The sequence below is a fragment of the Enterobacter sp. JBIWA008 genome, assembly GCF_019968765.1.
GTDB lineage: Bacteria > Pseudomonadota > Gammaproteobacteria > Enterobacterales > Enterobacteriaceae > Enterobacter.
Window position 1 is genome coordinate 2,612,501 of sequence record NZ_CP074149.1, and the last position, 21,335, is coordinate 2,633,835.

Here is a 21,335-nt window from a genome sequence, read left to right on the forward strand (position 1 = left end):
TTCACCTCTCCTCGTGCAGGCGGATCATCGCGTCGCGTGGCCACGACGCCATCACCGCCTGCCCCGGCGCAATACCGCTCAGCGGCGAGGCTTCACTGAGATTAGCCTGGCTCACCAGCAGTTTGGCGCCATCGGCAAGCTTCAGCTCCAGCCGCGTGGCCGCCCCCTGATACTGAACGGCCTGCACGATGCCCTGAACCTGAACGTCTCCGCCCTCATTCAGGCGAATATGTTCCGGGCGCAGGGAATAGCTGCCTTCCATACCGCAAATTCTCTGCGCAAGTGCTGCATCAAAGACGTTGGATGTGCCCACAAAACCGGCGACAAACGGCGTGCGCGGACGCATATAGAGATCGCGTGGGGTATCCACCTGCTCGATGCGCCCGTTATTGAACACCGCCACCCGGTCCGACATGGAGAGCGCTTCGCCCTGATCGTGGGTGACGAAAATAAAGGTAATGCCCAGGTCCTGCTGAAGCTTCTTCAGTTCAAACTGCATCTGTTCACGCAGTTTGAGATCGAGCGCACCCAGGGGTTCGTCCAGCAGCAGGACGCGCGGCTCATTGACCAACGCCCGGGCGATGGCGACACGCTGCCGCTGACCGCCGGAAAGTTGCGAAGGCTTGCGGGCAACGGCAAAGCTCAGGCCCACTTTTTCCAGGGCATCACGGGCCTGCGCATGGCGTTTTTTCCTGTCGATGCCTTTGACCATCAAACCGTAAGCGACATTGTCGAGGATCGACATATGCGGGAATAGCGCGTAGTCCTGAAAGACGGTGTTCACATCCCGCTCCCAGGGAGGCAGTTCGCTCGCCTCTTTGCCGAAGATAGAAATCGTGCCGCCTGACAGCTGCTCAAAGCCGGCAATCAGACGCAGGCAGGTGGTTTTGCCGGAGCCCGAAGGCCCCAGCATGGAGAAAAATTCTCCGTCACGAATAGCAATGGTGACCCCATCCACCGCCCGTACGTCGCCGTACAGACGGGAAACGTTGTTAAACTCTACCGCGTACGTCATGTTCTGCTCCCGGGCAATTAACGACCGCCCATGATGGCGATGTAATCCTGCGTCCAGCGGCTGTAAGGGACAAATTTGCCGCCTTCTGCGATGGGGGTTTTCCAGAACATGATTTTGTCGAACTCGTTATAACCGTTTGTTTCGCAGCCTTTCTCACCCAGCAGCGTGCTGGCCTTACACCCTTGCGCAACCACGGGCAGGGAGCCAAACCATGCCGCCAGATCGCCCTGCACTTTCGGCGTCAGCGACCAGTTCATCCACTTGTAGGCGCACATCGGGTGTTTTGCCTGCGCGTGCAGCATGGTGGTGTCCGCCCAGCCGGTCACTCCCTCCTTCGGGAAGACGGTGGCAACGGGCTGGTTTTCGGCCTTCAGGGCATTCGCCTGATACGGCCAGGCGCTGGAGGCCACGACGCCTTCGTTTTTGAAGTCGCTCATCTGAACGGTGGTGTCATGCCAGTAGCGGTGGATCAGCGCGTGCTGATCGCGAAGCACCTTGAGCACGGCGGCATACTGTTCCTCATTGAGCTGGTACGGATCTTTAATACCCAGCTGAGGCTGCGTGGCTTTGACGAACAGCGCGGCATCGGCGATATAAATCGGGCCGTCGTATGCCTGCACGCGTCCCTGATTGGTTTTACCGTCCGGCAGATCCTGTTTGGTAAAGACCACGCTCCAGCTGTCCGGTGGCGTCGGGAAGGTTTTGGTGTTGTACATCAGCAGGTTTGGCCCCCACTGATACGGCGTGCCGTAGACTTTCCCGCCGACGTTAAACCATTCCCCTTTCACAATCCGCGCGTCGAGGGTTTTCCAGTTGGGAATGAGGTCGGGGTTAATAGGCTGAACGCGTTTCCCCATGATCAGGCGCAGGGAGGCATCACCCGAGGCGGTGACAAGGTCATAGCCCCCTTTCGCCATCAGGCTGACCATTTCATCCGACGTGGCCGCCGTCTTGACGTTGACCGCACACCCGGTCTCTTTTTCAAACTGGGTGACCCAGTCGTAGTTTTTATCCGTCTGACCCCGCTCGATGTATCCCGGCCAGGCGATAATATCCAGTCGACCTTCGCCGTCGCCAATGGCCTTTGGTGGTTCTGCGGCTTGCGCTGTCATGATAGTCATGCCGAGCGCGCACAGGCTGCTGCGGGCAAAATGTTTGCTCATAAGAGTTACTCCTGTCGCAATGAAATTTAGCGGCAGCCGTGCCGTAAAAATATCTCCCTTATTAAACGTAGACCGCGCAAATGCGCCGCACCGTACGGCTTCAGGAAATTTCATCAAGGTGTGACCGAGGGCGCATTCCCCGTTAACTGGATTATAGACAAGGAGTTAGCCGCGAGAGACGGTATGCAGATTTCCTATGACCGGGCACCGCGAAATATTCGCCGTGCCGTCATCAGGATAAGAATTGATTATTTAAATAACGGAGAAAAGATTATTCCAGCATCGCGCTAATTAATTTTCCTAACTGAACAACCGCCTGCTCTTCTCGCTCTCCCCAGGCCCAGGAGGTATTAAATCGGAAGAACGGCGTCCACGCGTCGGAGGTAGAAAACATCTTTCCGGGGGCAATGCTGATGTGGTGCGTTAAGGCTTTTTCGCTGAGCAGCCCCGCATCCAGCTGCGCCGGAAGCTCCAGCCATAAAAAGTAGCCGCTGTCGTTATGGTGGATTTTGACGCCGGCAGGCATATGGCGCAAAAGTGACTGCCAGGCCTGCTGCTTTCGCTCGGCGAGCGTACGCCGCAGGCGGCGCAGATGGGCGTCGTAGCGTTTAGTCGCCAGGTAATCCACCAGCGCCAGCTGCACAGGAGAGCTGGTGGAGAGCGTGCTCATCAGCTGCAGCTGCTGAATGCGTCGCGCGTGTTTTCCTGCCGCGACCCAGCCGATGCGAAAACCGGCCACCAGACATTTTGAAAAGGACGAGCAGTGCAGCGTCATGTCCTGGCGATCCCACGCTTTCGCCGGAAGCGGCTTTTCGCGGCCAAAATAGAGCTCGCTGTAGACATCGTCTTCAATAAGGGGGACATTGTGCTGCGTTAACAGCGCGACAAGCTGCGCCTTTTTCTCCGCGTTCAGCGTGAAGCCAAGCGGGTTTTGACTGTTGGTCATGATCCAGCAGGCTTTAACCGGGTACTCATTCAGCGCCTGTTCAAGGGCATTCAGGTCAATCCCCTCGCGGACATCCGTCGCAATCGACAACGCTTTGAGTTTCAGGCGTTCCAGCGCCTGCAGCGCGCCGTAGAAACACGGGTTTTCGACGATCACCCAGTCGCCCGGCTCGGTCACGGCCTGCAGGCTGAGATTGAGCGCTTCAAGCGCGCCTGCGGTGATCACGATCTCTTCCGGGGAGATGTTCATCCCCTGCTGCGCGTAGCGACGGGCAATGGCGTGGCGAAGATCGACGTTTCCCGGCGGCAGGTTCTCAATCACGCTCATCGCCGTCGCGGTTTTACTGACGTTAGCCAGCGAGCGGTTAAGCTGCTGAAGCGGGAAAAGCCGGGGGTCGGGAAATGCGGAGGCAAAAGGGACAACGGACGGGTCGCGGCTGGCCTGTAAGACGTCGAAGATGTAGGTGTTAATATCCACCACTTCGTCACGCATCACCTGGGCAGGTGGAGCAGGCTGTTGTGCGGTCGGGCGCGAGGCAACGTAATAGCCCGACTGCGGTCTGGCGACAATGCGCCCCTGACTTTCCAGCATCTGATACGCGTGGCCAACGGTCATAAAACTCATGCCGCTGCTCGCCACCTGCTCTCGCAGCGAAGGCAGCTTATCGCCCGGCAGCCATACGCCAAGCTCAATCTGCGAGATAATTTGTTGCGCCAGACGCTGGTATTTTTTCATCAGATTCTCCTTATAACCGACAGTGTATATCAGCAGGAGAAAAAGTGAAGATTTAGCTAACTGTTATAGTTTCTAAAATGAATTACTTACGGTACTCGGTAACGTGGCTTTGCGCGTGACGCGCTGCGGCCAGATGATCGAGCGTGATCATCGACGATTTGCAAAAAATGCATTTCGCGCCGAGTGGATTTTTCTCAGACACATCGAAGACTGAGGTACGGTACTGCGAGCCATGACAGCATGGGCAGCGAAAATGAATATAAGAAGTCATAGAATTCTCCTGAAACATAAATTACTAATGGGCCGATAGGGCAATAATGGTTTTAAACAAAACGAATCGGAATGTAGATAAAGACCCAAGAGAGGCTGCGGAGAGGCACAACGTGATGAGAACTGCTTTATAAAACTACGTCAGATATTTATTTGGACTCAAAACCAGAAGACCATTAACGCACGGCACAGACGACAAGGCAAGCAGTTTTATGCAGAAAATTCATAAAAATACTGTTTTTATTCCTCATCCTCGAGGTATATCAGATGGCTAAAGTATGAGTTTTAAGCCAACTGTTATGGTTAAAAATCACTTTTCTGCGTCTGATAGTCCGAACTTTGCCCCTATACCATAACAGCACACCGTTTGACATTGAGGTTGTGCATGTTTGGTTTAGATGCTTTTCACCTTGCACGGATACAGTTTGCCTTTACCGTATCCTTTCACATTATTTTCCCCGCCATCACCATCGGCCTGGCAAGCTATCTTGCCGTACTCGAAGGGCTGTGGCTGAAAACAAAAAATCCGGTCTGGCGCTCGCTGTACCATTTCTGGTCGAAGATTTTTGCCGTCAACTTCGGCATGGGCGTGGTCTCCGGGCTGGTGATGGCCTACCAGTTTGGCACCAACTGGAGTGGATTTTCACAGTTTGCGGGCAGCATTACCGGTCCGCTGCTGACCTATGAAGTGCTAACCGCCTTCTTCCTCGAAGCCGGGTTCCTCGGCGTGATGCTGTTCGGATGGAACAAAGTCGGACCGGGTCTGCACTTCTTCTCTACCTGTATGGTGGCGCTGGGCACCATCATCTCCACCTTCTGGATCCTCTCGTCGAACAGCTGGATGCAAACCCCGCAGGGCTATGAGATCGTCAACGGTCAGGTGGTGCCGGTGGACTGGTTCGCCGTGGTGTTTAATCCCTCCTTCCCTTACCGCCTGCTGCATATGTCGATAGCCGCATTCCTGAGCAGCGCCCTGTTTGTGGGCGCATCGGCGGCATGGCATCTGCTGCGCGGCAATAATACCCCTGCCATCCGCGCGATGTTTTCGATGGCGCTGTGGATGACGCTAATTGTCGCCCCCATCCAGGCCATGGTTGGCGATATGCACGGGTTGAACACCTTAAAACACCAGCCCGCCAAGATTGCCGCCATTGAAGGCCACTGGGAAAATCCTCCGGGTGAGCCTACCCCCCTGCTGCTGTTTGGCTGGCCGGATATGGAACAGGAGCGCACCCGCTTTGGGCTGGAGATCCCCGCACTCGGCAGTCTTATTCTGACGCACAGTCTGGATAAACAGGTTCCGGCCCTCAAAGAGTTTCCGAAGGAAGACCGACCGAATTCCACTATCGTCTTCTGGTCATTCCGCATTATGGCGGGCCTGGGCATGCTGATGCTGCTGCTCGGGGTGATGGCACTCTGGCTGCGCTATAAAAAACGCGTTTATTCGTCGCGCCCTTTCCTGTGGTTTACGCTGCTGATGGGGCCATCCGGGCTGATTGCTATTCTGGCCGGGTGGATCACCACCGAAGTGGGCCGCCAGCCGTGGGTGGTCTACGGACTCCAGCGAACGAAGGATGCGGTTTCTGCTCACGGTGACCTGCACATGAGCGTGAGCCTGCTGGCCTTCTTCGTCGTCTATACCTCGGTATTCGGCGTGGGTTACAGCTATATGGTGCGCCTCATCCGAAAAGGCCCGCAGCCGCATGAGTCTTTCGCCACCGAGTCCGACGGACGTCCGGCGCGCCCGCTTTCTGCCGTCACAACTGAACATAAGGAGCAGCCATAATGGGTATCGATCTTTCCATTATCTGGTTTGTGATCATCGTCTTTGCCACGCTGATGTATATCGTGATGGACGGTTTTGATCTGGGGATCGGTATTCTGTTCCCGGCAACGCAGGACGCCGACGATCGCGACGTGATGGTCAACAGCGTCGCGCCGGTCTGGGACGGAAATGAAACCTGGCTGGTGCTAGGCGGTGCCGCCCTGTTCGGCGCATTCCCGCTGGCCTATGCGGTGATCGTTGATGCCCTGACCATTCCGCTAACATTAATGCTGATCGGACTTATTTTCCGCGGTGTAGCATTTGAGTTTCGCTTTAAAGCCACGCCGGCCCACCGCCCCTTCTGGGATAAGGCGTTTATTGGCGGCTCAATTCTGGCAACGTTTACCCAGGGCGTGACGGTAGGCGCCGTCATTAACGGTTTTGCCGTCACCGGCCGGGCCTATACCGGCGGACCCTTTGACTGGTTTACCGCGTTTAACCTGTTTTGCGGCGCGGGTCTGGTGGTGGCCTACGCGCTGTTAGGCTCTACCTGGTTGGTGATGAAAAGCGAAAACGCGCTGCAGCAGCGGATGCGTGATGTGTCGAAAACGCTGTTAATCGTACTGCTGGCGTTTATTGCGGCGATCAGCCTCTGGACGCCGCTGGCGCAACCGGCCATCGCTGCGCGCTGGTTTACGCTGCCGAATCTGTTCTATCTGCTGCCTGTCCCTGCCCTGGTGGTGATTTTTAGCCTCTACCAGTGGCGCTGCCTGAATAATCCCGACAGCCATAGCCGTCCGTTTATCCTGACGCTGGGGCTGATATTCCTCGGCTTTAGCGGGCTTGGGATCAGCATATGGCCGCATATTATTCCACCGTCGATCACCCTGTGGCAGGCCGCCGCCCCGACGCAAAGCCAGGGCTTTATGCTGGTGGGCGCGCTGTTGATCATTCCCGTTATTCTGGTCTACACCTTCTGGAGCTACTACGTGTTTCGCGGCAAAGTTCAGCATGGGGAGGGTTATCACTGATGCAACAACCGGTCTGGAAAAAATTGCTGTGGCTGGCCATTATCTGGGGCGGCAGCGTACTGGCGCTGGCTGCGGTCAGTATGCTCTTCCGTATGCTGATGACGGCGGCAGGGTTTAAATCACATTAACGTCATTCCGGGCAACCGCTGCGTTGCCCGGTACCTACCCCCGCACTTTCAGATAAACCCCATTAACGCAGGTCAGAGTATCGTTACACTAGGAAAAGATTCACGGTATTTATAATTTGAGAAGCAAAATGAAAAAGCTCATTGCGTTAAGCGTTATTAGTCTTGTCCTTACCGGCTGCGTTAATCCGGGTAAAGCCTCCGTTCAGCCGGAGCAACTTAAAAACCACCGCTTTGTGCTGGAAAATGTAAACGGTAAGGCCGTGAAGACCGCGACAATGCAACCTGAGATCGGTTTTAGCGCGCTGCCAGATATCAGCCTGGTGAATAACATCAGCGTTTCTGGCCAGATGTGTAATCGCTTCAACGGACAGGGAAAATTGTCCGAAGGCGAGCTTAAGGTTAAAACGCTGGCCATGACGCGCAAGCTCTGCACTGAACCGCAGCTGAATGAGTTGGATCAGGCCATCGGCGACATGCTGCGCAAAGGGGCGCAGGTCGACCTGACTGAGGACCAGTTAACGCTGGCGACAGCCGATAAAACGCTGATGTTTAAGCGTGTAGAATAATCAGTAGTTACCGCAGCTTCCAACGGCAAGCGACTGTTCGCTACAGCGTTTGCCGTTTGGCAAGGCGCACATCCCAATAGCAGAACCATCAAGCTGGCGGGCGACAGACAGCGAGCCGCCAATCATTGCGCAGTTGGCTTGACCAGAACTGGACATCGCCGCTTTCATTCCCGGCGCCACGTGGGCTGCCGTTGCCTGCTGGACTGGTTCACTGCTACATGCCGACAACAATAACGCGGCACACCCTACCCAAAATGCTGAGCGCATGCTCTCTCCCCCATGAATAATGCGAAACCTATGCATAATAGGCATCACATCCCGTGTCGTCGAGAGCAGAAGTGCGTATTTATGCGCTCCGGAAACAATTTCTCGCAATTTTTTCGCCAAAAGTTTGATCTACTCATTGATGGAGAGAATAGCAAGGACACAAAAGCGAAAATCGTAAAATCCCTCGTTTGCTAGAATACACAGATAATATTCAGGGTTTGTTGCCGTAATACAGACCCCTATTTTTTTGCGCAATGTAAGGGTGTTGTCCTATGCAAACTATTGACGGTAATGGTGCAGTTGCCTCAGTCGCGTTTCGCACCAGTGAAGTTATCGCCATCTACCCGATTACGCCAAGTTCTACCATGGCCGAGCAGGCGGATGCCTGGGCGGGTAACGGGTTAAAAAACGTCTGGGGCGATGTCCCGAGAGTGGTTGAAATGCAGTCTGAAGCCGGTGCGATTGCCACGGTACACGGTGCGCTTCAGACCGGCGCGCTTTCCACGTCGTTTACCTCCTCTCAGGGATTGCTGTTAATGATCCCTACGCTGTACAAACTCGCCGGTCAACTGACCCCCTTCGTTCTGCACGTTGCTGCGCGTACCGTTGCTACCCACGCGCTCTCTATCTTTGGCGATCACTCAGACGTGATGGCCGTGCGCCAGACCGGCTGTGCGATGCTTTGCGCCAGCAGCGTTCAGGAAGCCCAGGACTTTGCCTTAATTTCCCATATCGCCACGCTCAAAAGCCGCGTGCCGTTTATTCACTTCTTTGATGGTTTCCGCACCTCTCACGAAATCAATAAAATCGTCCCGCTGGCTGACGATACTATCCTGAATCTTCTCCCGCAGGCGGAAATCGACGCGCATCGCGCCCGGGCTCTGAATCCTGAACACCCGGTTATTCGCGGGACATCGGCAAACCCGGATACTTATTTCCAGTCCCGCGAGGCCACGAACCCCTGGTATAACGCGGTTTACGACCATGTTGAACAGGCAATGAATGACTTCGCCGCCGCGACCGGTCGGGAATACAAACCCTTTGAGTATTACGGCCATCCGCAGGCGGAACGGGTGATTGTGCTGATGGGGTCAGCCATTGGGACCTGTGAAGAGGTGGTTGACGAACTGCTGACGCGCGGCGAAAAAGTTGGCGTGCTAAAAGTGCGTCTCTATCGCCCGTTCTCGGCGAAACACCTGCTCTCTGCCCTGCCGGAGAGCGCGCGTACCGTTGCGGTGCTCGATCGTACCAAAGAGCCGGGGGCGCAGGCGGAACCGCTGTATCTGGATGTGATGACGGCCCTGGCCGAAGCCTTTAATCATGGCGAACGTGAAACGCTGCCGCGCGTGATCGGGGGGCGCTATGGTTTGTCCTCTAAAGAGTTTGGTCCGGACTGCGTGCTGGCGGTATTCAACGAGTTAAGCGAAGCGAAACCCAGGCCGCGCTTTACCGTCGGCATTTATGATGATGTGACGAATCTGTCCCTGTCGTTGCCGGAAAACACCTTGCCCTCGACAGCCAAACTTGAGGCTCTGTTCTATGGTCTGGGCAGCGACGGTAGCGTCTCTGCGACCAAAAACAACATCAAAATCATCGGGAACTCCACGCCGTGGTACGCCCAGGGGTACTTCGTTTACGACTCCAAAAAAGCAGGCGGCCTGACCGTTTCCCACCTGCGCGTGAGCGAACAGCCCATCCGCTCTGCGTATCTTATTTCTCAGGCCGATTTTGTTGGCTGTCACCAGCTGCAGTTTATCGATAAATACCAGATGGCCGAGCGCCTGAAGCCCGGCGGTATTTTCCTCCTCAATACGCCGTACAGCGCAGATGAAGTCTGGTCGCGCCTGCCGCAGGAAGTTCAGGCGGTGCTGAACCAGAAAAAAGCCCGTTTCTACGTGGTCAACGCGGCGAAAATTGCTCGCGAATGTGGCCTTGCCGCGCGTATCAATACCGTTATGCAGATGGCCTTCTTCCATCTGACGAATATCCTGCCGGGCGACAGCGCGCTGGCGGAACTGCAGGGTGCGATTGCCAAAAGCTACAGCAGCAAGGGCCAGGAGCTGGTCGAACGTAACTGGCAGGCGCTGGCGCTGGCGCGCGAGTCGCTGTTTGAAGTACCGCTGCAGCCGGTCAATGCCGCAAGCCCAAACCGCCCTCCGGTGGTCTCCGATGCGGCACCTGATTTCGTGAAGACCGTGACGGCGGCGATGCTGGCAGGTCTGGGGGATGCCCTGCCCGTCTCTGCGCTGCCGCCGGATGGCACCTGGCCGATGGGTACCACCCGCTGGGAAAAACGTAACATTGCCGAAGCGATCCCTATCTGGAAAGAAGAGCTGTGTACCCAGTGCAACCACTGCGTTGCGGCATGCCCGCATTCTGCCATTCGTGCCAAAGTGGTTTCACCGGAAGAGATGGAATCCGCCCCGCCCAGCCTGCATTCGCTTGATGTGAAATCCCGCGATATGCGCGGACAGAAATACGTTCTGCAGGTCGCGCCTGAAGATTGCACCGGCTGTAACCTGTGCGTCGAGGTCTGTCCGGCGAAAGACAGGCAGGATCCAGAGATCAAAGCCATCAACATGATGTCGCGTCTGGAGCATGTTGAAGAGGAGAAGGTCAATTATGATTTCTTCCTGAATCTGCCGGAAATCGATCGCAGCAAACTGGAGCGCATTGATATTCGTACCTCGCAGCTGATTACGCCGCTGTTTGAATACTCCGGTGCCTGCTCAGGCTGCGGTGAAACACCGTATATCAAGCTGCTTACCCAGCTGTACGGTGACAGGATGCTGATTGCCAACGCTACCGGCTGTTCGTCTATCTATGGCGGTAACCTGCCCTCCACGCCGTACACCACCGATGCCAACGGTCGCGGTCCCGCGTGGGCAAACTCGCTGTTCGAAGACAACGCCGAATTTGGTCTGGGCTTCCGCCTGACCGTTGACCAGCACCGCGCACGCGTGATGCGCCTGCTGGAACAGTTTGCCGGACAGATCCCTGCCGGGCTCAATGAAGCGCTTCACGCTGACGCGACGCCAGAGGTACGTCGTGAGCAGGTAGCTGAGCTGCGTCAGATGCTTCAGGGCGTGGCGGGCGCTGAACAGCTGCTGACCGACGCGGACGCGCTGGTTGAAAAATCAATCTGGCTGATCGGCGGTGACGGCTGGGCTTACGACATCGGCTTTGGCGGACTGGATCACGTGTTAAGCCTGACCGAAAACGTCAATATCCTGGTTCTGGATACGCAGTGTTATTCCAACACCGGTGGTCAGGCCTCGAAAGCAACGCCGTTAGGCGCTGTGACGAAATTCGGCGAACACGGTAAACGCAAGGCGCGCAAAGATCTCGGTGTAAGCATGATGATGTATGGTCACGTTTACGTCGCGCAAATCTCGCTGGGTGCCCAGCTTAACCAGACGGTAAAAGCGATCCAGGAAGCTGAAGCGTATCCTGGCCCGTCGCTGATCATTGCCTACAGCCCTTGCGAAGAGCATGGCTACGATCTGGCACTCAGCCACGACCAGATGCGTCAGTTGACCGCGACCGGCTTCTGGCCGTTGTACCGGTTCGACCCGCGTCGTGCTGACGAGGGTAAATTACCGCTGGCGCTGGATTCGCGTCCGCCGTCCGATGCCCTGGCCGAGACGTTAATGCAGGAGCAGCGCTTCCGTCGCCTTAACGCGCAGCAGCCGGAAGTGGCCGAACAGCTCTGGAAAGATGCCGCTGCTGACCTGCAAAAACGTTATGACTTCCTGGCGCAAATGGCGGGTAAAGCCGAAAAACCGACCAGCGACTAGTACCTCTGCCCGGCTTGTCCGGGCATTTTTTTCACCATAAAAAAGCCCGGCGTATTCACACCGGGCGGATCCAGATAATCAATATAATCAATGAATATCTATTTACTTTACTTAATAACATTCATGTTAATTATTGATTAATTATCTTAAAAGCATATAAGACCATCAAAACCACCATAATTAACGCCTGATTAATAATTTTAATTTAATATACTTACTTTTAAATCATTCATACAGCCAATGACTATTTCCGCTGATTTATTCGGTATAGATTTTACTTGATTCGTAACAATTATACTTTATTACTCTTACACAGGAGTGATTTAGCATGAGACAACTTTCTCATTCTGAAAGTTCAACAGGTAATCAAATAAAAACAACCACAAAGGAATATCAAAATGCAAAGAAAAGTACTGGCCCTGATGATTCCGGCTCTGTTAATGGCTGGCGCAACTCATGCCGCAGAGATTTATAATAAAGACGGCAACAAATTAGATCTGTACGGAAAAGTAGATGGTCTGCACTATTTCTCCGACGATAAAGGCGCTGACGGCGATCAAACGTACATGCGTCTGGGCTTCAAAGGCGAAACCCAGATCAACGACATGATGACCGGTTACGCACAGTGGGAATACAATATTCAGGCTAATAACACGGAAGGGTCTGATAATCAGTCCTGGACGCGTCTGGCCTTCGCTGGTGTCAAAGTGGGCGACTACGGCTCCTTCGATTATGGCCGTAACTACGGCGTGCTGTACGACGTGGAAGGCTGGACCGATATGCTGCCTGAGTTTGGTGGCGACTCCTACAGCAAAGCCGACAACTTCATGACCAGCCGCGCCAACGGCGTGGCAACCTACCGTAACACCGACTTCTATGGTCTGGTGCAGGGCCTGAACTTTGCTCTGCAGTATCAGGGCAAAAATGAAGATGCCAGCAACAATCAGGAAGGCACCAACAACGGTCGCGACACGCGTCACGAGAACGGTGACGGCTTCGGTATTTCTACCACCTATGACTTTGGCATGGGGATTACTGCGGGTGCGGCCTACACCTCTTCTGACCGCACCAACGAGCAGGTCATGAACACCACTGCGGGTGGTGACAAAGCTGATGCGTGGACTGCTGGTCTGAAATATGACGCCAATAACATCTATCTGGCGGCAATGTACTCTGAAACCCGCAATATGACACCGTATGGTGATAATACTGACGCCGTAGCGAATAAAACCCAGAACTTTGAAGTGACCGCGCAGTACCAGTTCGACTTCGGCCTGCGTCCTGCTATTTCCTATCTGCAGTCTAAAGGTAAGGACCTGGGCAACGGTCAGGGCGATCAGGATCTGGTTAAGTACGCTGACGTAGGCGCGACCTACTACTTCAATAAAAACATGTCCACCTACGTTGATTACAAAATCAACCTGCTGGATGAAGATGACAGCTTCTACAAAAACAACGGCATCGGTACGGATGATGTCGTAGCGTTAGGTCTGGTTTACCAGTTCTGATTGTCAGAGCCCGCATCATGATGCGGGCTCGCTTTTATTGAAGCTCGTCACGAAAGGCTGTTTAATAAAGGGTTTGGTTGAGGGTAAGTTGAAAGAAAGCAGGTTAAACTCAGGTGATAGCCCTTTAGTTACTAAGGATAACAGCATTGTTTGGTCGTATATCCCTTACCGTACTTACCCTTTTAGCATTGCTGTGGATGGCGTTAATTTTTGATTTTAATGATATTGTCGGGCATCTCGGCGCGCTGTTAAACCATCTTGATGGCAGTTAACCATGTTCCCTGGAAACAAAAAGCCACCAGCATTACCGGTGCCAGGCTGAGGCGGCAGTCACGCCTGCCCTTCCTCGTTCTCGCGAAAAGTGAGATATCCGAATACTCCACTTTCCCCATCCATGGGATGGTTAACGCCGTCCATCACCTTCACCTCTGGAAAATCAAAAGGTGAAACGTTTTCAAAACAGGCGACATTCACGCCGTATTCGTTTGGGTTAGAACGCCGCTGATGGAACGTGTAGATCCCGCACACCGAGCAGAAGAAATGGCGTGCCGTTCCCGTGTTAAAGCGGTACTCGGCGAGCTTATCCTCACCTTTGGTCACCGTAATCCCCGATAGCGGCGCAGAGACGACGACCGCGCCTCGCATTCGACAAAAGGAACAGCTGCAGCGCCGCGCGGTGTTCAGGCCATCAGTGAGCTCAACGGTGAATGCCACCGCGCCGCAATGGCACCTCGCATTTCGTCTTTCAGACATGGGCTATACCCCTTTTCTCACCAGCTCGGCCGCTTTAACAAAAACCTCGTCTTCTACGCCATCGCCTTTTTGCCTGCCGAGTCTGACAAGTTCATCCACAATACTGTTGCGATGAATCGGTTTCTGCGCTGAAACCAGCCCAATAACGGCGGCCCCAATCGCCAGCCCCACTAATCCGGTTTGTTCGTCTTTGTTTTTCATATTCATGCTCCTGGTACAACAAACAAGCGTAGCAGGAATACGCTAAAACGAAATGACGGACACGTTTAGACAGGTACGACCTCTAAAATCGACAGATACGAACGGGTGTCTATTATTTTGTTTAGCTTAAGATTGGTCTGTTCAAACAAGATCTGATACTCAAGCTCAGTCCTGGCACGCCCGCCATCAAAGCTTGTTAACAGAAGAAGGTCAGAAAGGTTTACTTAGGCTGTTTCGTACCGTTTAGCATACAGTTTATTTAAATACGTAAAAAAACGAGGCCACTTACTCCTCAACTTGATTAGCCACGCTCGGAAACTATTAACTTCAACATGATTGCTACGCCATTTAAATTCTTGTCAAAACAAACATTCCACATTTAGAATCGCGGCGTCATTCCGTATTCTGGCGTTTTAATATTGGCGGCCCAAATCTTGATATCGTTTTGCAGAAGAAGAGTAAAATCTGATTTCAAATGCGTCACCATGTCATTCACGCTGTCCGCATCAACTACAGAAAAATGTTCAATTCTGTTCTGTCCCACCTGTACACAGTGATATTTGGCAGGCAGCACTTTACCGTTCACATTAAGCGGCAGGTAATTCTCACCACAACGGCCTTCCGTAATATATGACACCAGCAAATTAGCGGATTTTTTTCCTGGCTGAGAGAAGCTTACCATGACAGGAAACCCTTCCGAGGTCTGCGTCATATCATAAAGAACAGCATTCTTCATATACCAGGTATTATATTCCCGCTCCTGAAAGGCGGACCAGGAAGGCGCAGAAAAGATCACCAGCACTGCCAGCGTAATAGATTCTATTTTCATGGGATGTTGTCGTCCGTGTTGTTGCACGTATTATTCAGATTGTGCAAAAAACAGCAACCTCTTAAGAATAGTCCTACTACTATTGGCAGTGATGGGGGGAAGGCATATCGACGTACGAAACTTTCCACCTGTGAGTTCCGGCCATTAGCCCGCTCTATTTATCCCTGTTCGCCGTTCGAATCGCCTCCAGGCCGACGCGCTGTCCGAATGACAGTTCTAACGTATTTCCATCAGGATCGGCAAAAAAAGCATAGTAGCCGACGGGATCGCCCAGATTCTCGGGCGCTTTCCTTAATACCCCTTCTGCGGTAGCCATCTCCGTTTTTCTGTCAATTTCTTCACGGGTGGCGCAGGCAATACCAAGGTGGCCAAAGTTGCCAAGCGGGGTATCGGTCACCGTGTCTGCCTGCACCAGAACCAGTGCAAAAGGACGGGTATGGTCGCTAAGCCATGCAACTTTCCTTGCATCAGGCAGATCGGGTTCGCGGGAATGAATCACCTCCATGCCGGCATAGCGGCGGTAAAAGGCAATACTTTTTTCCAGCTCCCTGACCATAAACGCCACATGCGTGAAACCTACATCAATGTCTTTCATTTTAAGATGTTACTCCTTTCAAAGTGGTACACACATCTTAAAAGCTCAAGTTAACTTGATGTCAACACGCTCATGCAGACGAAAACGCAGTGAAATGATAAAGCGCCGCCGTCGCGGCGATGCTGACGACAACGCTGATGAAAAAGTAGGTTTTGAAAGGCTGCTTTTTGGTTTTATGGCGAAAGAGTTGCTGGCCCACAATGGCACCAGGCCAGCCGCCCGTCGCGCCAAATACCAGCAACGTAGCTTCCGGGACCCTGCGCATGCCTTTGCGCGCCGCCATTTTATCGGCGCCATACATGCTCATCGTCAGCACATTGATCAACAGAAACCACATGCCCAGAGGACTCGTAGCAAAAAGGCTGCCTATCGCAGCGAACATCAGGAGTAAATAACAAAAGCGATTCAGGGTCATAGCACGAGCCACGGGATGTTTAGCGGTTTTGGATAACGTACTATACGCTAATTAACGAAAATATCAGAGTGAGACGGCTTTTCTAAAAGCAATCTGCGCCTCAGGCCTTTACTGATTAACATTTAAACTGCCGCAATAAGTAAGCATTATTTCATTATGTTTTGGCAGCTAGCATTTTTTGGGGGATGATGCCTCCCTTTTTTATTTTCTCAGAAACAACTGAATAAACATTATTCCACCCTGACATTAACTTTTGGCTTCGACAAGAGAACTTTGATCAGTTCCTTGAAAGGAAGAGGTTTGTAGAAGAAAAATCCCTGTAGAAACCGGATATGATTGCGTGTGAGGTAATCAAGTTGCTCTGCTGTTTCAACGCCTTCCGCCACGATACTAATTGAGAGTTTCTTGGCCAACTCCAGTACCGAATCGAGGATTAGCGTTGAATCCTCATTCGCGTTAACCCTGGCAACAAAGCTTTGGTCGATTTTAATGTAATCAATATGCAGATCCTGCAGATAGGATAGACCGGAATACCCCGTACCAAAGTCATCCAGCGCAATGGCAAATCCGTTGTTATGTAATTCATTTAATGTGTTAACGAGATGTTCATCAATGTCGAGTGGTTCACGCTCCGTCACCTCAACGACAAGGTTGAGATCCTGTCGAGTAAAACTGCGCTTGTAGTGGCGACATTCCTCAACAAAGGTGGACGCAACGATATGAGAAGCGCTGAAGTTAACCCCTACGTGAAACCCTTCTGGCAGCAATGTCGCAATAGAATTCATTTGCATTGCAACCTGCTTCATTAAGCTCTGAGTCAAAGGAATAATTAAACCGGATTTCTCAGCAAGAGGAATGAAGGATGCGGGAGAAATAAACCCTGATTGAGGATGCTTCCATCTGGCCAGCACTTCCACCCCCCGCAAAGTTCCCTCTTTACCGCTCACAACGGGTTGGTAATACGGAATAATTTCATTTCTGTAAATTGCCATGCGCAGTGACTCTTCGGGTGAGACATCCTTAGAAATATAGCGCTGAAGAATATAAGCAGAAAGAGACGATATTATCAACAGGAATAGTACCACCCCTCCGGCTCGATTGAATAATCTATTAAGACTAAAAAGAGGCGGAGAGTTAAATTGTACCGAAAAAGGAAAATTAGAGGCTTTTACCGTTAATACCTCTTTCTTCGTATTGTCTGCCGTCGTCACATCGCCCGTCAGGCCTAAAAGGGTATTTCCTACTCTCAGGGAATATTCAACGCCATTTAATGGCATATCCAGCGCATCACGGATATGGCTATCGCTAATGCTAACGATGATTCGGCTTCCGACGTGATTTGTCTGGTATAAGAGAACCGGAAGACCGTTGACGGTACTCCCCGAAGGAACGAGGAGCAATGATGACTCAGGCAGCACTGAGCTGTTGACCAACAATACGCGGTTTCCCGGTAAAGAGGAGCACCAGACCGCATTATTTTTCAGAATAATGATCGTTCTCAGGTGAGGCTGTAATGCAGCCTCGGTGCCCAGCCGATATTGCCCTTCAGCATCACAGTCATTCTCGGCAAGTTGCATTGCCATCTGAGTCGCATGACGAGCCTCTTTTAGAATAACATTCATGTTCCGCACGACGTAGTGCGCCCCTGCCAGGCTATCAGCCCGTGCAGAATACCAAACCTGTAAATTGATGATAAAAACGCCGAGCAAAAACATCGTCGTGGCTGCAACTACGGGGATAGATGCATGGCGCATTTAGGGTTCTCGATTTAAGTAAAGTTACCGCTTCAACGCTGCTGAAGTGATTGAATTGTCATCGTCTTAAGCATGGTTGATAAAGAAATAAATACCATATCAGGCGTCAGAAATTTTCTCGTAAACCAGATTGAGGGGAAACAAAAGGCCGCCGAACGGCAGCCCTGGTAGATAAGCGTTTATTAATACCGCTTTATTGTATTGATCGGGGTTCGTTCTGACCAGTCTGGTCTTTCGCCAGCCATGATGGCACGCTGTTGCGTTGGCGTCACAGACTGGGTTATTTCGGGCATTGACTTGTATTCGGGTTGCTTAGGTGGACTAAGTTCCAGATCGGAGCTACAGCCTGACAACAGCAAAACCGCCAGTAAGTATGAATTAAGCTTGAACACGTTCCCCCCTTCCAATGGGATAGAATTTTAAGAAAAAGCGTGGTGCCGCTATAGATTAATCAAGATATTTTTTCGCGGTCAATACCTTCAACCCATTGTTTTCATGCCCAGCTATGCACAAAACCGAACAGAAAGGCGATTACGCCGGATGCCGGCCCCAGAATCAACGCCGCTGCAAAACGTGCTGGCATTCGTCGCCGTAATCCGTACCATACGCGGCAGACAATTTTTGCCCCTAAATTTGCCCCTAACTTTACTCATTGCGCACCTCTTTTTCCCCCTGCCCCTATACTTTCAGTCTGAAATCTGGCTCGAGGTTTATAAGCTCAAACGCGCGAAGAAAATCTGGCTTACCTGGCAATAGCCACCAGCCGATTGTTTAAATCCCTCTGGCAGCATGGTCGCGTTATCCGCTTTGCGGATGGATGGTTCGAATGGAAGAAGGAAAGCGACAAGACGCAGCCCTGCTTCATGTACCGCGCAGACGGGTAACTCAACTTGTTTTGTCACCAGAAGCGATCCGTGAGTGGATGCGCCTGGATATTGTCGGGAAGAAGGCGGAAAAGATAGTTTCACACGGTGCTGTGGGAAATGTAAAAAATCAGGGGGGGGGAATTGACAGAACAAATAGATATATAATCCGATGTCCTTTCAGTATGCACTTTATATTTAATTCAGCATAATCTTATTTTAAGAAAAAAATATGTTTGCAGCCATCGGACCACTAAGTCCATTTATACGATAAAATTCAACGCGAACACCGGGTTGTAACGTTTGGCTTTCGCTATTACTTAATGCGGAAACATGTAAAAAAACATCTTTTCTACCATCAGATGGGATAATCAACCCCTTTCCACTCTTGAAGTCAAAACTTTTGACGATTCCTGTCATTTTACGAGACAAATATTTTCCTATTAGCTATCCAGACTTGACTATACAGGACTAGTGAATAATAGCCAATTTTATTTTAATGGCCCTCCGGATGTCTAAAATAAAATTTGCTTATTCACTCAACACATGCCTTAATGATTTGGCTGATTCGTTGTGATGATGAATCTAACTTTTCCAAAAGTTGTCCTCATAACCAGGTGTTATCTCTGATATCCCCTCCTCTTGAGTCCATACGTATACCATCATATGTTTATTATCATCAGCTTGTTAGTTTGAAAATGTTCAAACGGAGGTTTTGTGTCATCTAAAATCATAGGTCTTGTTAAGTGGTTTAACGCAGATAAAGGATTTGGCTTTATCTCTCCACTCGATGGAAGTAAAGATGTTCTTGTTCACACTTCTTCTCTGCAGGGAGAAACATTTAAAACGCTATTTGAAGGCCAAAAAGTTAAATTCGCTATCATAGCTGGAACTAAAGGTCCAACCGCTGCCAATGTAACGCTCTGCGATAGATAACTCTATAAATCGTTTGCTTAGCTTAGCAAGACTTTATCAGTGGAGGATGATTCTTCTGTTAAGCACTTCATTACAACAGGCCAGCATATTTACCTGACATCAAGTTTGCTGACCGATGTGATGAAATGCAGGACTGCTGCATGAACAGTCGCAAAGTGCGTAAGAGGCCAGGCAGCCTCCAAAAGCATTACGTCTTATTTATTGTATTAGTTTTCTTAGAGACGCTGGGAAGATTTGAACAATGCACTGCAGTATGGGCACACCAACTGAGCCCCCTTTTGTACACGATTGTGGCTATGTTCAGAATCTTTTAAGCAGTTTGGACAAGGACATTTGACTAAATAATTTCGGCGGAATTGAGTGTTTTTACGTGCAGACATAGACTTCTCCAGTTCAAATGGACCGCTACAGTACACGTTAAGGCACTATATTGCTTGTTTTAATTTCGAGAGAGGTAAAAAAACGTGAGTCAACAGAACCCTTTCGAACAGCTACAGGGATTGAAAACCCTTAAAATACATGGTGATATATGAAAAAAGTAATCATTTTTTTTAATGGTAAACCAAGTAAAGTCATCACTGTACTTAACGATGTGACATCAATACGCGAAGAATATCCTAATGGAGAAGTGATAAACCTTCAGATAATGTCAGCTGGCTTTCCCTCTTTAACCGGTGACCATGAAGTTGTCTACGTGGCATCAGATCGAGAGCTTACGCCTCAAGAGATATTAGACGCGGCGCAGAAGTTTCTTTGACGTTCGGGATTCAATGCCAATACTCATGAAACATTATTATTATAACTAAGCTTCATTATTATAGCCTGCTTAACGCAGGTTTTTTTTCACACCACACACAAATACACACAATTACGACACGAGCATCCAACGCCCTGCCAATATAACTTTATTGCTAATGCAACCATAAGGCTACCATGAAAATCCAACATTACACGGTCTTAATAGTTATTGAGGCTCCCTCCTCAGATAATAACATCAACCCTCTTATTTTGAGTCTCTTGCATGACCGAAAGTATTCAAACAAATCAAACCGAGGCGTTAAACTTCCATCCTATGTGTTCGTCGGTTTAGAGGGTCAAGCAATTTCAGAGTGGGAATCTGAAAAAGATGGAGCAGAAAAATTAAAAAAAAGACTCTACCATATGCTTCATGCCATTATACGTTCAGAAACATATCCACCTGCAATTTTCCTGATGATTTGCCCAGAAGATAAAACCTTAACTTTTGTTTCAAGACTTAAATTTAAAAAATAAACATCACAATTTTAAACTTAATCATTAAAAAATACTTTAACCATGAGAATTGCGAAAAAAACATAGTAGAGCGTGCCTTTCCCATCTTTCGCTACCGGCCAGGCACTTTACCGCGGCGTTGATGATACGACTCGTTAGGCGCAAAGATCTTAGTACACTCACTGACGGCCGGTCGTTGCTTATCAAGACACTTTCGATGGATATAATTGATTTAATTTTAGCCAGATGTGATAGAGTGAAATACATTCATTGAGAAGGCTAATCATCATGTCTGTTATCAATTATGCAATGAAACTTTTTGGAACAATATTAACCACCACCGCCACCTGCCCTGTTTGCGGATTAAAATCCGCTCAGTCTGCCTCTAAACTGCGTCTAAAAAGCCCCATGCTTTGTCCAGGGTGTAAAGCACTTTTTATCTCTCCACGCTAGCTTCACAGCCGATGTTCTACACTTAATATAATATCAGCAGTTGTCAAATCCCCGATGCCTTACGCCCATCCTGAGAGAACGTTTCTGAACTGAT

23 protein-coding genes and 3 pseudogenes are annotated in these 21,335 nt (G+C 50.8%); 12 read left to right on the forward strand and 14 right to left on the reverse strand.

Annotation, left to right across the window (positions count from 1 at the left end; genetic code table 11):
- Window position 1 precedes the first annotated feature (1 nt).
- From KGP24_RS12645 to KGP24_RS12660, 4 genes are all read right to left on the reverse strand, one after another.
- Window positions 2-1,015: an ABC transporter ATP-binding protein gene (locus KGP24_RS12645; protein WP_223560669.1), complete on the reverse strand. Its 1,014-nt coding sequence runs from the start codon at window positions 1,013-1,015 to the stop codon at window positions 2-4.
- Between the two features lie 17 nt (window positions 1,016-1,032).
- Window positions 1,033-2,178, reverse strand: coding sequence for a putative ABC transporter substrate-binding protein YdcS (gene ydcS, locus KGP24_RS12650; protein ID WP_223560670.1), 1,146 nt, complete (start codon window positions 2,176-2,178; stop codon window positions 1,033-1,035).
- A gap of 271 nt (window positions 2,179-2,449) precedes the next feature.
- On the reverse strand, window positions 2,450-3,859 hold the full coding sequence (locus KGP24_RS12655; RefSeq protein WP_223560671.1) for a PLP-dependent aminotransferase family protein: 1,410 nt from the start codon (window positions 3,857-3,859) through the stop codon (window positions 2,450-2,452).
- 82 nt (window positions 3,860-3,941) lie between these two features.
- The gene (locus KGP24_RS12660) at window positions 3,942-4,130 is read right to left on the reverse strand and encodes a cold-shock protein (protein ID WP_223560672.1); all 189 of its coding nucleotides are present in this window, start codon (window positions 4,128-4,130) and stop codon (window positions 3,942-3,944) included.
- 384 nt (window positions 4,131-4,514) lie between these two features.
- Here KGP24_RS12660 and KGP24_RS12665 point away from each other — a divergent pair, with 384 nt between their 5' ends.
- The 4 genes from KGP24_RS12665 to hslJ all read left to right on the forward strand — a co-directional run bounded on the left by KGP24_RS12665 (window position 4,515) and on the right by hslJ (window position 7,619).
- Window positions 4,515-5,915 (forward strand): cytochrome ubiquinol oxidase subunit I, encoded by a 1,401-nt coding sequence (locus tag KGP24_RS12665; protein ID WP_223560673.1) that lies wholly within the window; start codon window positions 4,515-4,517, stop codon window positions 5,913-5,915.
- Entirely contained in the window at window positions 5,915-6,925 is a 1,011-nt protein-coding gene (cydB, locus tag KGP24_RS12670; RefSeq protein ID WP_223560674.1) for a cytochrome d ubiquinol oxidase subunit II, read from the forward strand. Before KGP24_RS12665 ends, cydB begins: the two co-directional genes overlap by 1 nt.
- Window positions 6,925-7,053 carry a DUF2474 domain-containing protein gene (locus tag KGP24_RS12675; RefSeq protein WP_023618314.1) on the forward strand — a complete coding sequence of 43 codons (129 nt, stop codon included), beginning with the start codon at window positions 6,925-6,927 and terminating at the stop codon, window positions 7,051-7,053. The genes cydB and KGP24_RS12675 overlap by 1 nt, the downstream gene beginning before the upstream one ends.
- Window positions 7,054-7,181: 128 nt before the next feature.
- Window positions 7,182-7,619, forward strand: a complete 438-nt coding sequence (hslJ, locus tag KGP24_RS12680; RefSeq protein ID WP_223560675.1) for a heat shock protein HslJ — start codon at window positions 7,182-7,184, stop codon at window positions 7,617-7,619.
- Here hslJ and KGP24_RS12685 read toward each other — a convergent pair whose 3' ends face one another.
- Window positions 7,620-7,886, reverse strand: coding sequence for a DUF333 domain-containing protein (locus KGP24_RS12685; protein ID WP_023312003.1), 267 nt, complete (start codon window positions 7,884-7,886; stop codon window positions 7,620-7,622).
- Between the two features lie 272 nt (window positions 7,887-8,158).
- On the opposite strand from KGP24_RS12685, the gene nifJ reads away from it, so the two are divergent.
- Together nifJ and ompC are read left to right on the forward strand one after the other, a co-directional pair.
- A complete protein-coding gene (gene nifJ / locus KGP24_RS12690) occupies window positions 8,159-11,683 on the forward strand; it encodes a pyruvate:ferredoxin (flavodoxin) oxidoreductase (protein WP_223560676.1) in 3,525 nt (1,174 codons plus the stop codon).
- Window positions 11,684-12,081: 398 nt separating this feature from the next.
- Window positions 12,082-13,191, forward strand: a complete 1,110-nt coding sequence (gene ompC, locus KGP24_RS12695) for a porin OmpC (protein ID WP_223560677.1) — start codon at window positions 12,082-12,084, stop codon at window positions 13,189-13,191.
- 330 nt (window positions 13,192-13,521) lie between these two features.
- Here the strand turns inward: ompC and KGP24_RS12700 are convergent, their stop codons facing one another.
- The 7 genes and pseudogenes from KGP24_RS12700 to KGP24_RS12730 form a co-directional block, all read right to left on the reverse strand.
- On the reverse strand, window positions 13,522-13,944 hold the full coding sequence (locus tag KGP24_RS12700; protein ID WP_223560678.1) for a GFA family protein: 423 nt from the start codon (window positions 13,942-13,944) through the stop codon (window positions 13,522-13,524).
- 3 nt (window positions 13,945-13,947) lie between these two features.
- Window positions 13,948-14,145 carry a hypothetical protein gene (locus KGP24_RS12705; protein ID WP_023312007.1) on the reverse strand — a complete coding sequence of 66 codons (198 nt, stop codon included), beginning with the start codon at window positions 14,143-14,145 and terminating at the stop codon, window positions 13,948-13,950.
- A 65-nt stretch (window positions 14,146-14,210) separates the two neighbouring features.
- A pseudogene (locus tag KGP24_RS12710) lies at window positions 14,211-14,357 on the reverse strand (methyltransferase); the annotation flags it as partial.
- A gap of 167 nt (window positions 14,358-14,524) precedes the next feature.
- Window positions 14,525-14,974, reverse strand: coding sequence for a hypothetical protein (locus KGP24_RS12715; RefSeq protein WP_223560679.1), 450 nt, complete (start codon window positions 14,972-14,974; stop codon window positions 14,525-14,527).
- Between the two features lie 154 nt (window positions 14,975-15,128).
- Window positions 15,129-15,569, reverse strand: coding sequence for a VOC family protein (locus tag KGP24_RS12720; RefSeq protein ID WP_223560680.1), 441 nt, complete (start codon window positions 15,567-15,569; stop codon window positions 15,129-15,131).
- A 70-nt stretch (window positions 15,570-15,639) separates the two neighbouring features.
- Window positions 15,640-15,984, reverse strand: coding sequence for a DUF1294 domain-containing protein (locus KGP24_RS12725; RefSeq protein WP_223560681.1), 345 nt, complete (start codon window positions 15,982-15,984; stop codon window positions 15,640-15,642).
- A gap of 230 nt (window positions 15,985-16,214) precedes the next feature.
- Window positions 16,215-17,738 (reverse strand): cyclic diguanylate phosphodiesterase, encoded by a 1,524-nt coding sequence (locus tag KGP24_RS12730; RefSeq protein WP_223560682.1) that lies wholly within the window; start codon window positions 17,736-17,738, stop codon window positions 16,215-16,217.
- Window positions 17,739-18,280: 542 nt separating this feature from the next.
- Between KGP24_RS12730 and KGP24_RS12735 the strand changes: the two are divergent.
- Window positions 18,281-18,355, forward strand: a pseudogene (locus tag KGP24_RS12735) (hypothetical protein); the annotation flags it as partial.
- Between the two features lie 138 nt (window positions 18,356-18,493).
- Window positions 18,494-18,711: pseudogene (locus tag KGP24_RS12740) on the forward strand (SOS response-associated peptidase family protein); the annotation flags it as partial.
- Window positions 18,712-18,820: 109 nt separating this feature from the next.
- Here the strand turns inward: KGP24_RS12740 and cspF are convergent.
- Window positions 18,821-19,033, reverse strand: a complete 213-nt coding sequence (gene cspF, locus KGP24_RS12745; RefSeq protein WP_223560683.1) for a cold shock-like protein CspF — start codon at window positions 19,031-19,033, stop codon at window positions 18,821-18,823.
- Window positions 19,034-19,318: 285 nt separating this feature from the next.
- Here cspF and KGP24_RS12750 point away from each other — a divergent pair, with 285 nt between their 5' ends.
- Window positions 19,319-19,537 (forward strand): cold shock domain-containing protein, encoded by a 219-nt coding sequence (locus tag KGP24_RS12750; protein WP_223560684.1) that lies wholly within the window; start codon window positions 19,319-19,321, stop codon window positions 19,535-19,537.
- 215 nt (window positions 19,538-19,752) lie between these two features.
- Here the strand turns inward: KGP24_RS12750 and KGP24_RS12755 are convergent, their stop codons facing one another.
- On the reverse strand, window positions 19,753-19,917 hold the full coding sequence (locus KGP24_RS12755) for a YnfU family zinc-binding protein (protein ID WP_223560685.1): 165 nt from the start codon (window positions 19,915-19,917) through the stop codon (window positions 19,753-19,755).
- 149 nt (window positions 19,918-20,066) lie between these two features.
- Between KGP24_RS12755 and KGP24_RS12760 the strand changes: the two genes are divergently transcribed.
- The 3 genes from KGP24_RS12760 to KGP24_RS12770 all read left to right on the forward strand — a co-directional run bounded on the left by KGP24_RS12760 (window position 20,067) and on the right by KGP24_RS12770 (window position 21,241).
- On the forward strand, window positions 20,067-20,294 hold the full coding sequence (locus KGP24_RS12760; protein WP_223560686.1) for a hypothetical protein: 228 nt from the start codon (window positions 20,067-20,069) through the stop codon (window positions 20,292-20,294).
- Between the two features lie 176 nt (window positions 20,295-20,470).
- On the forward strand, window positions 20,471-20,809 hold the full coding sequence (locus KGP24_RS12765) for a hypothetical protein (protein ID WP_223560687.1): 339 nt from the start codon (window positions 20,471-20,473) through the stop codon (window positions 20,807-20,809).
- Window positions 20,810-21,097: 288 nt separating this feature from the next.
- The gene (locus KGP24_RS12770; RefSeq protein ID WP_245403341.1) at window positions 21,098-21,241 is read left to right on the forward strand and encodes a YnfU family zinc-binding protein; all 144 of its coding nucleotides are present in this window, start codon (window positions 21,098-21,100) and stop codon (window positions 21,239-21,241) included.
- The last annotated feature ends 94 nt before the right edge of the window (window positions 21,242-21,335 follow it).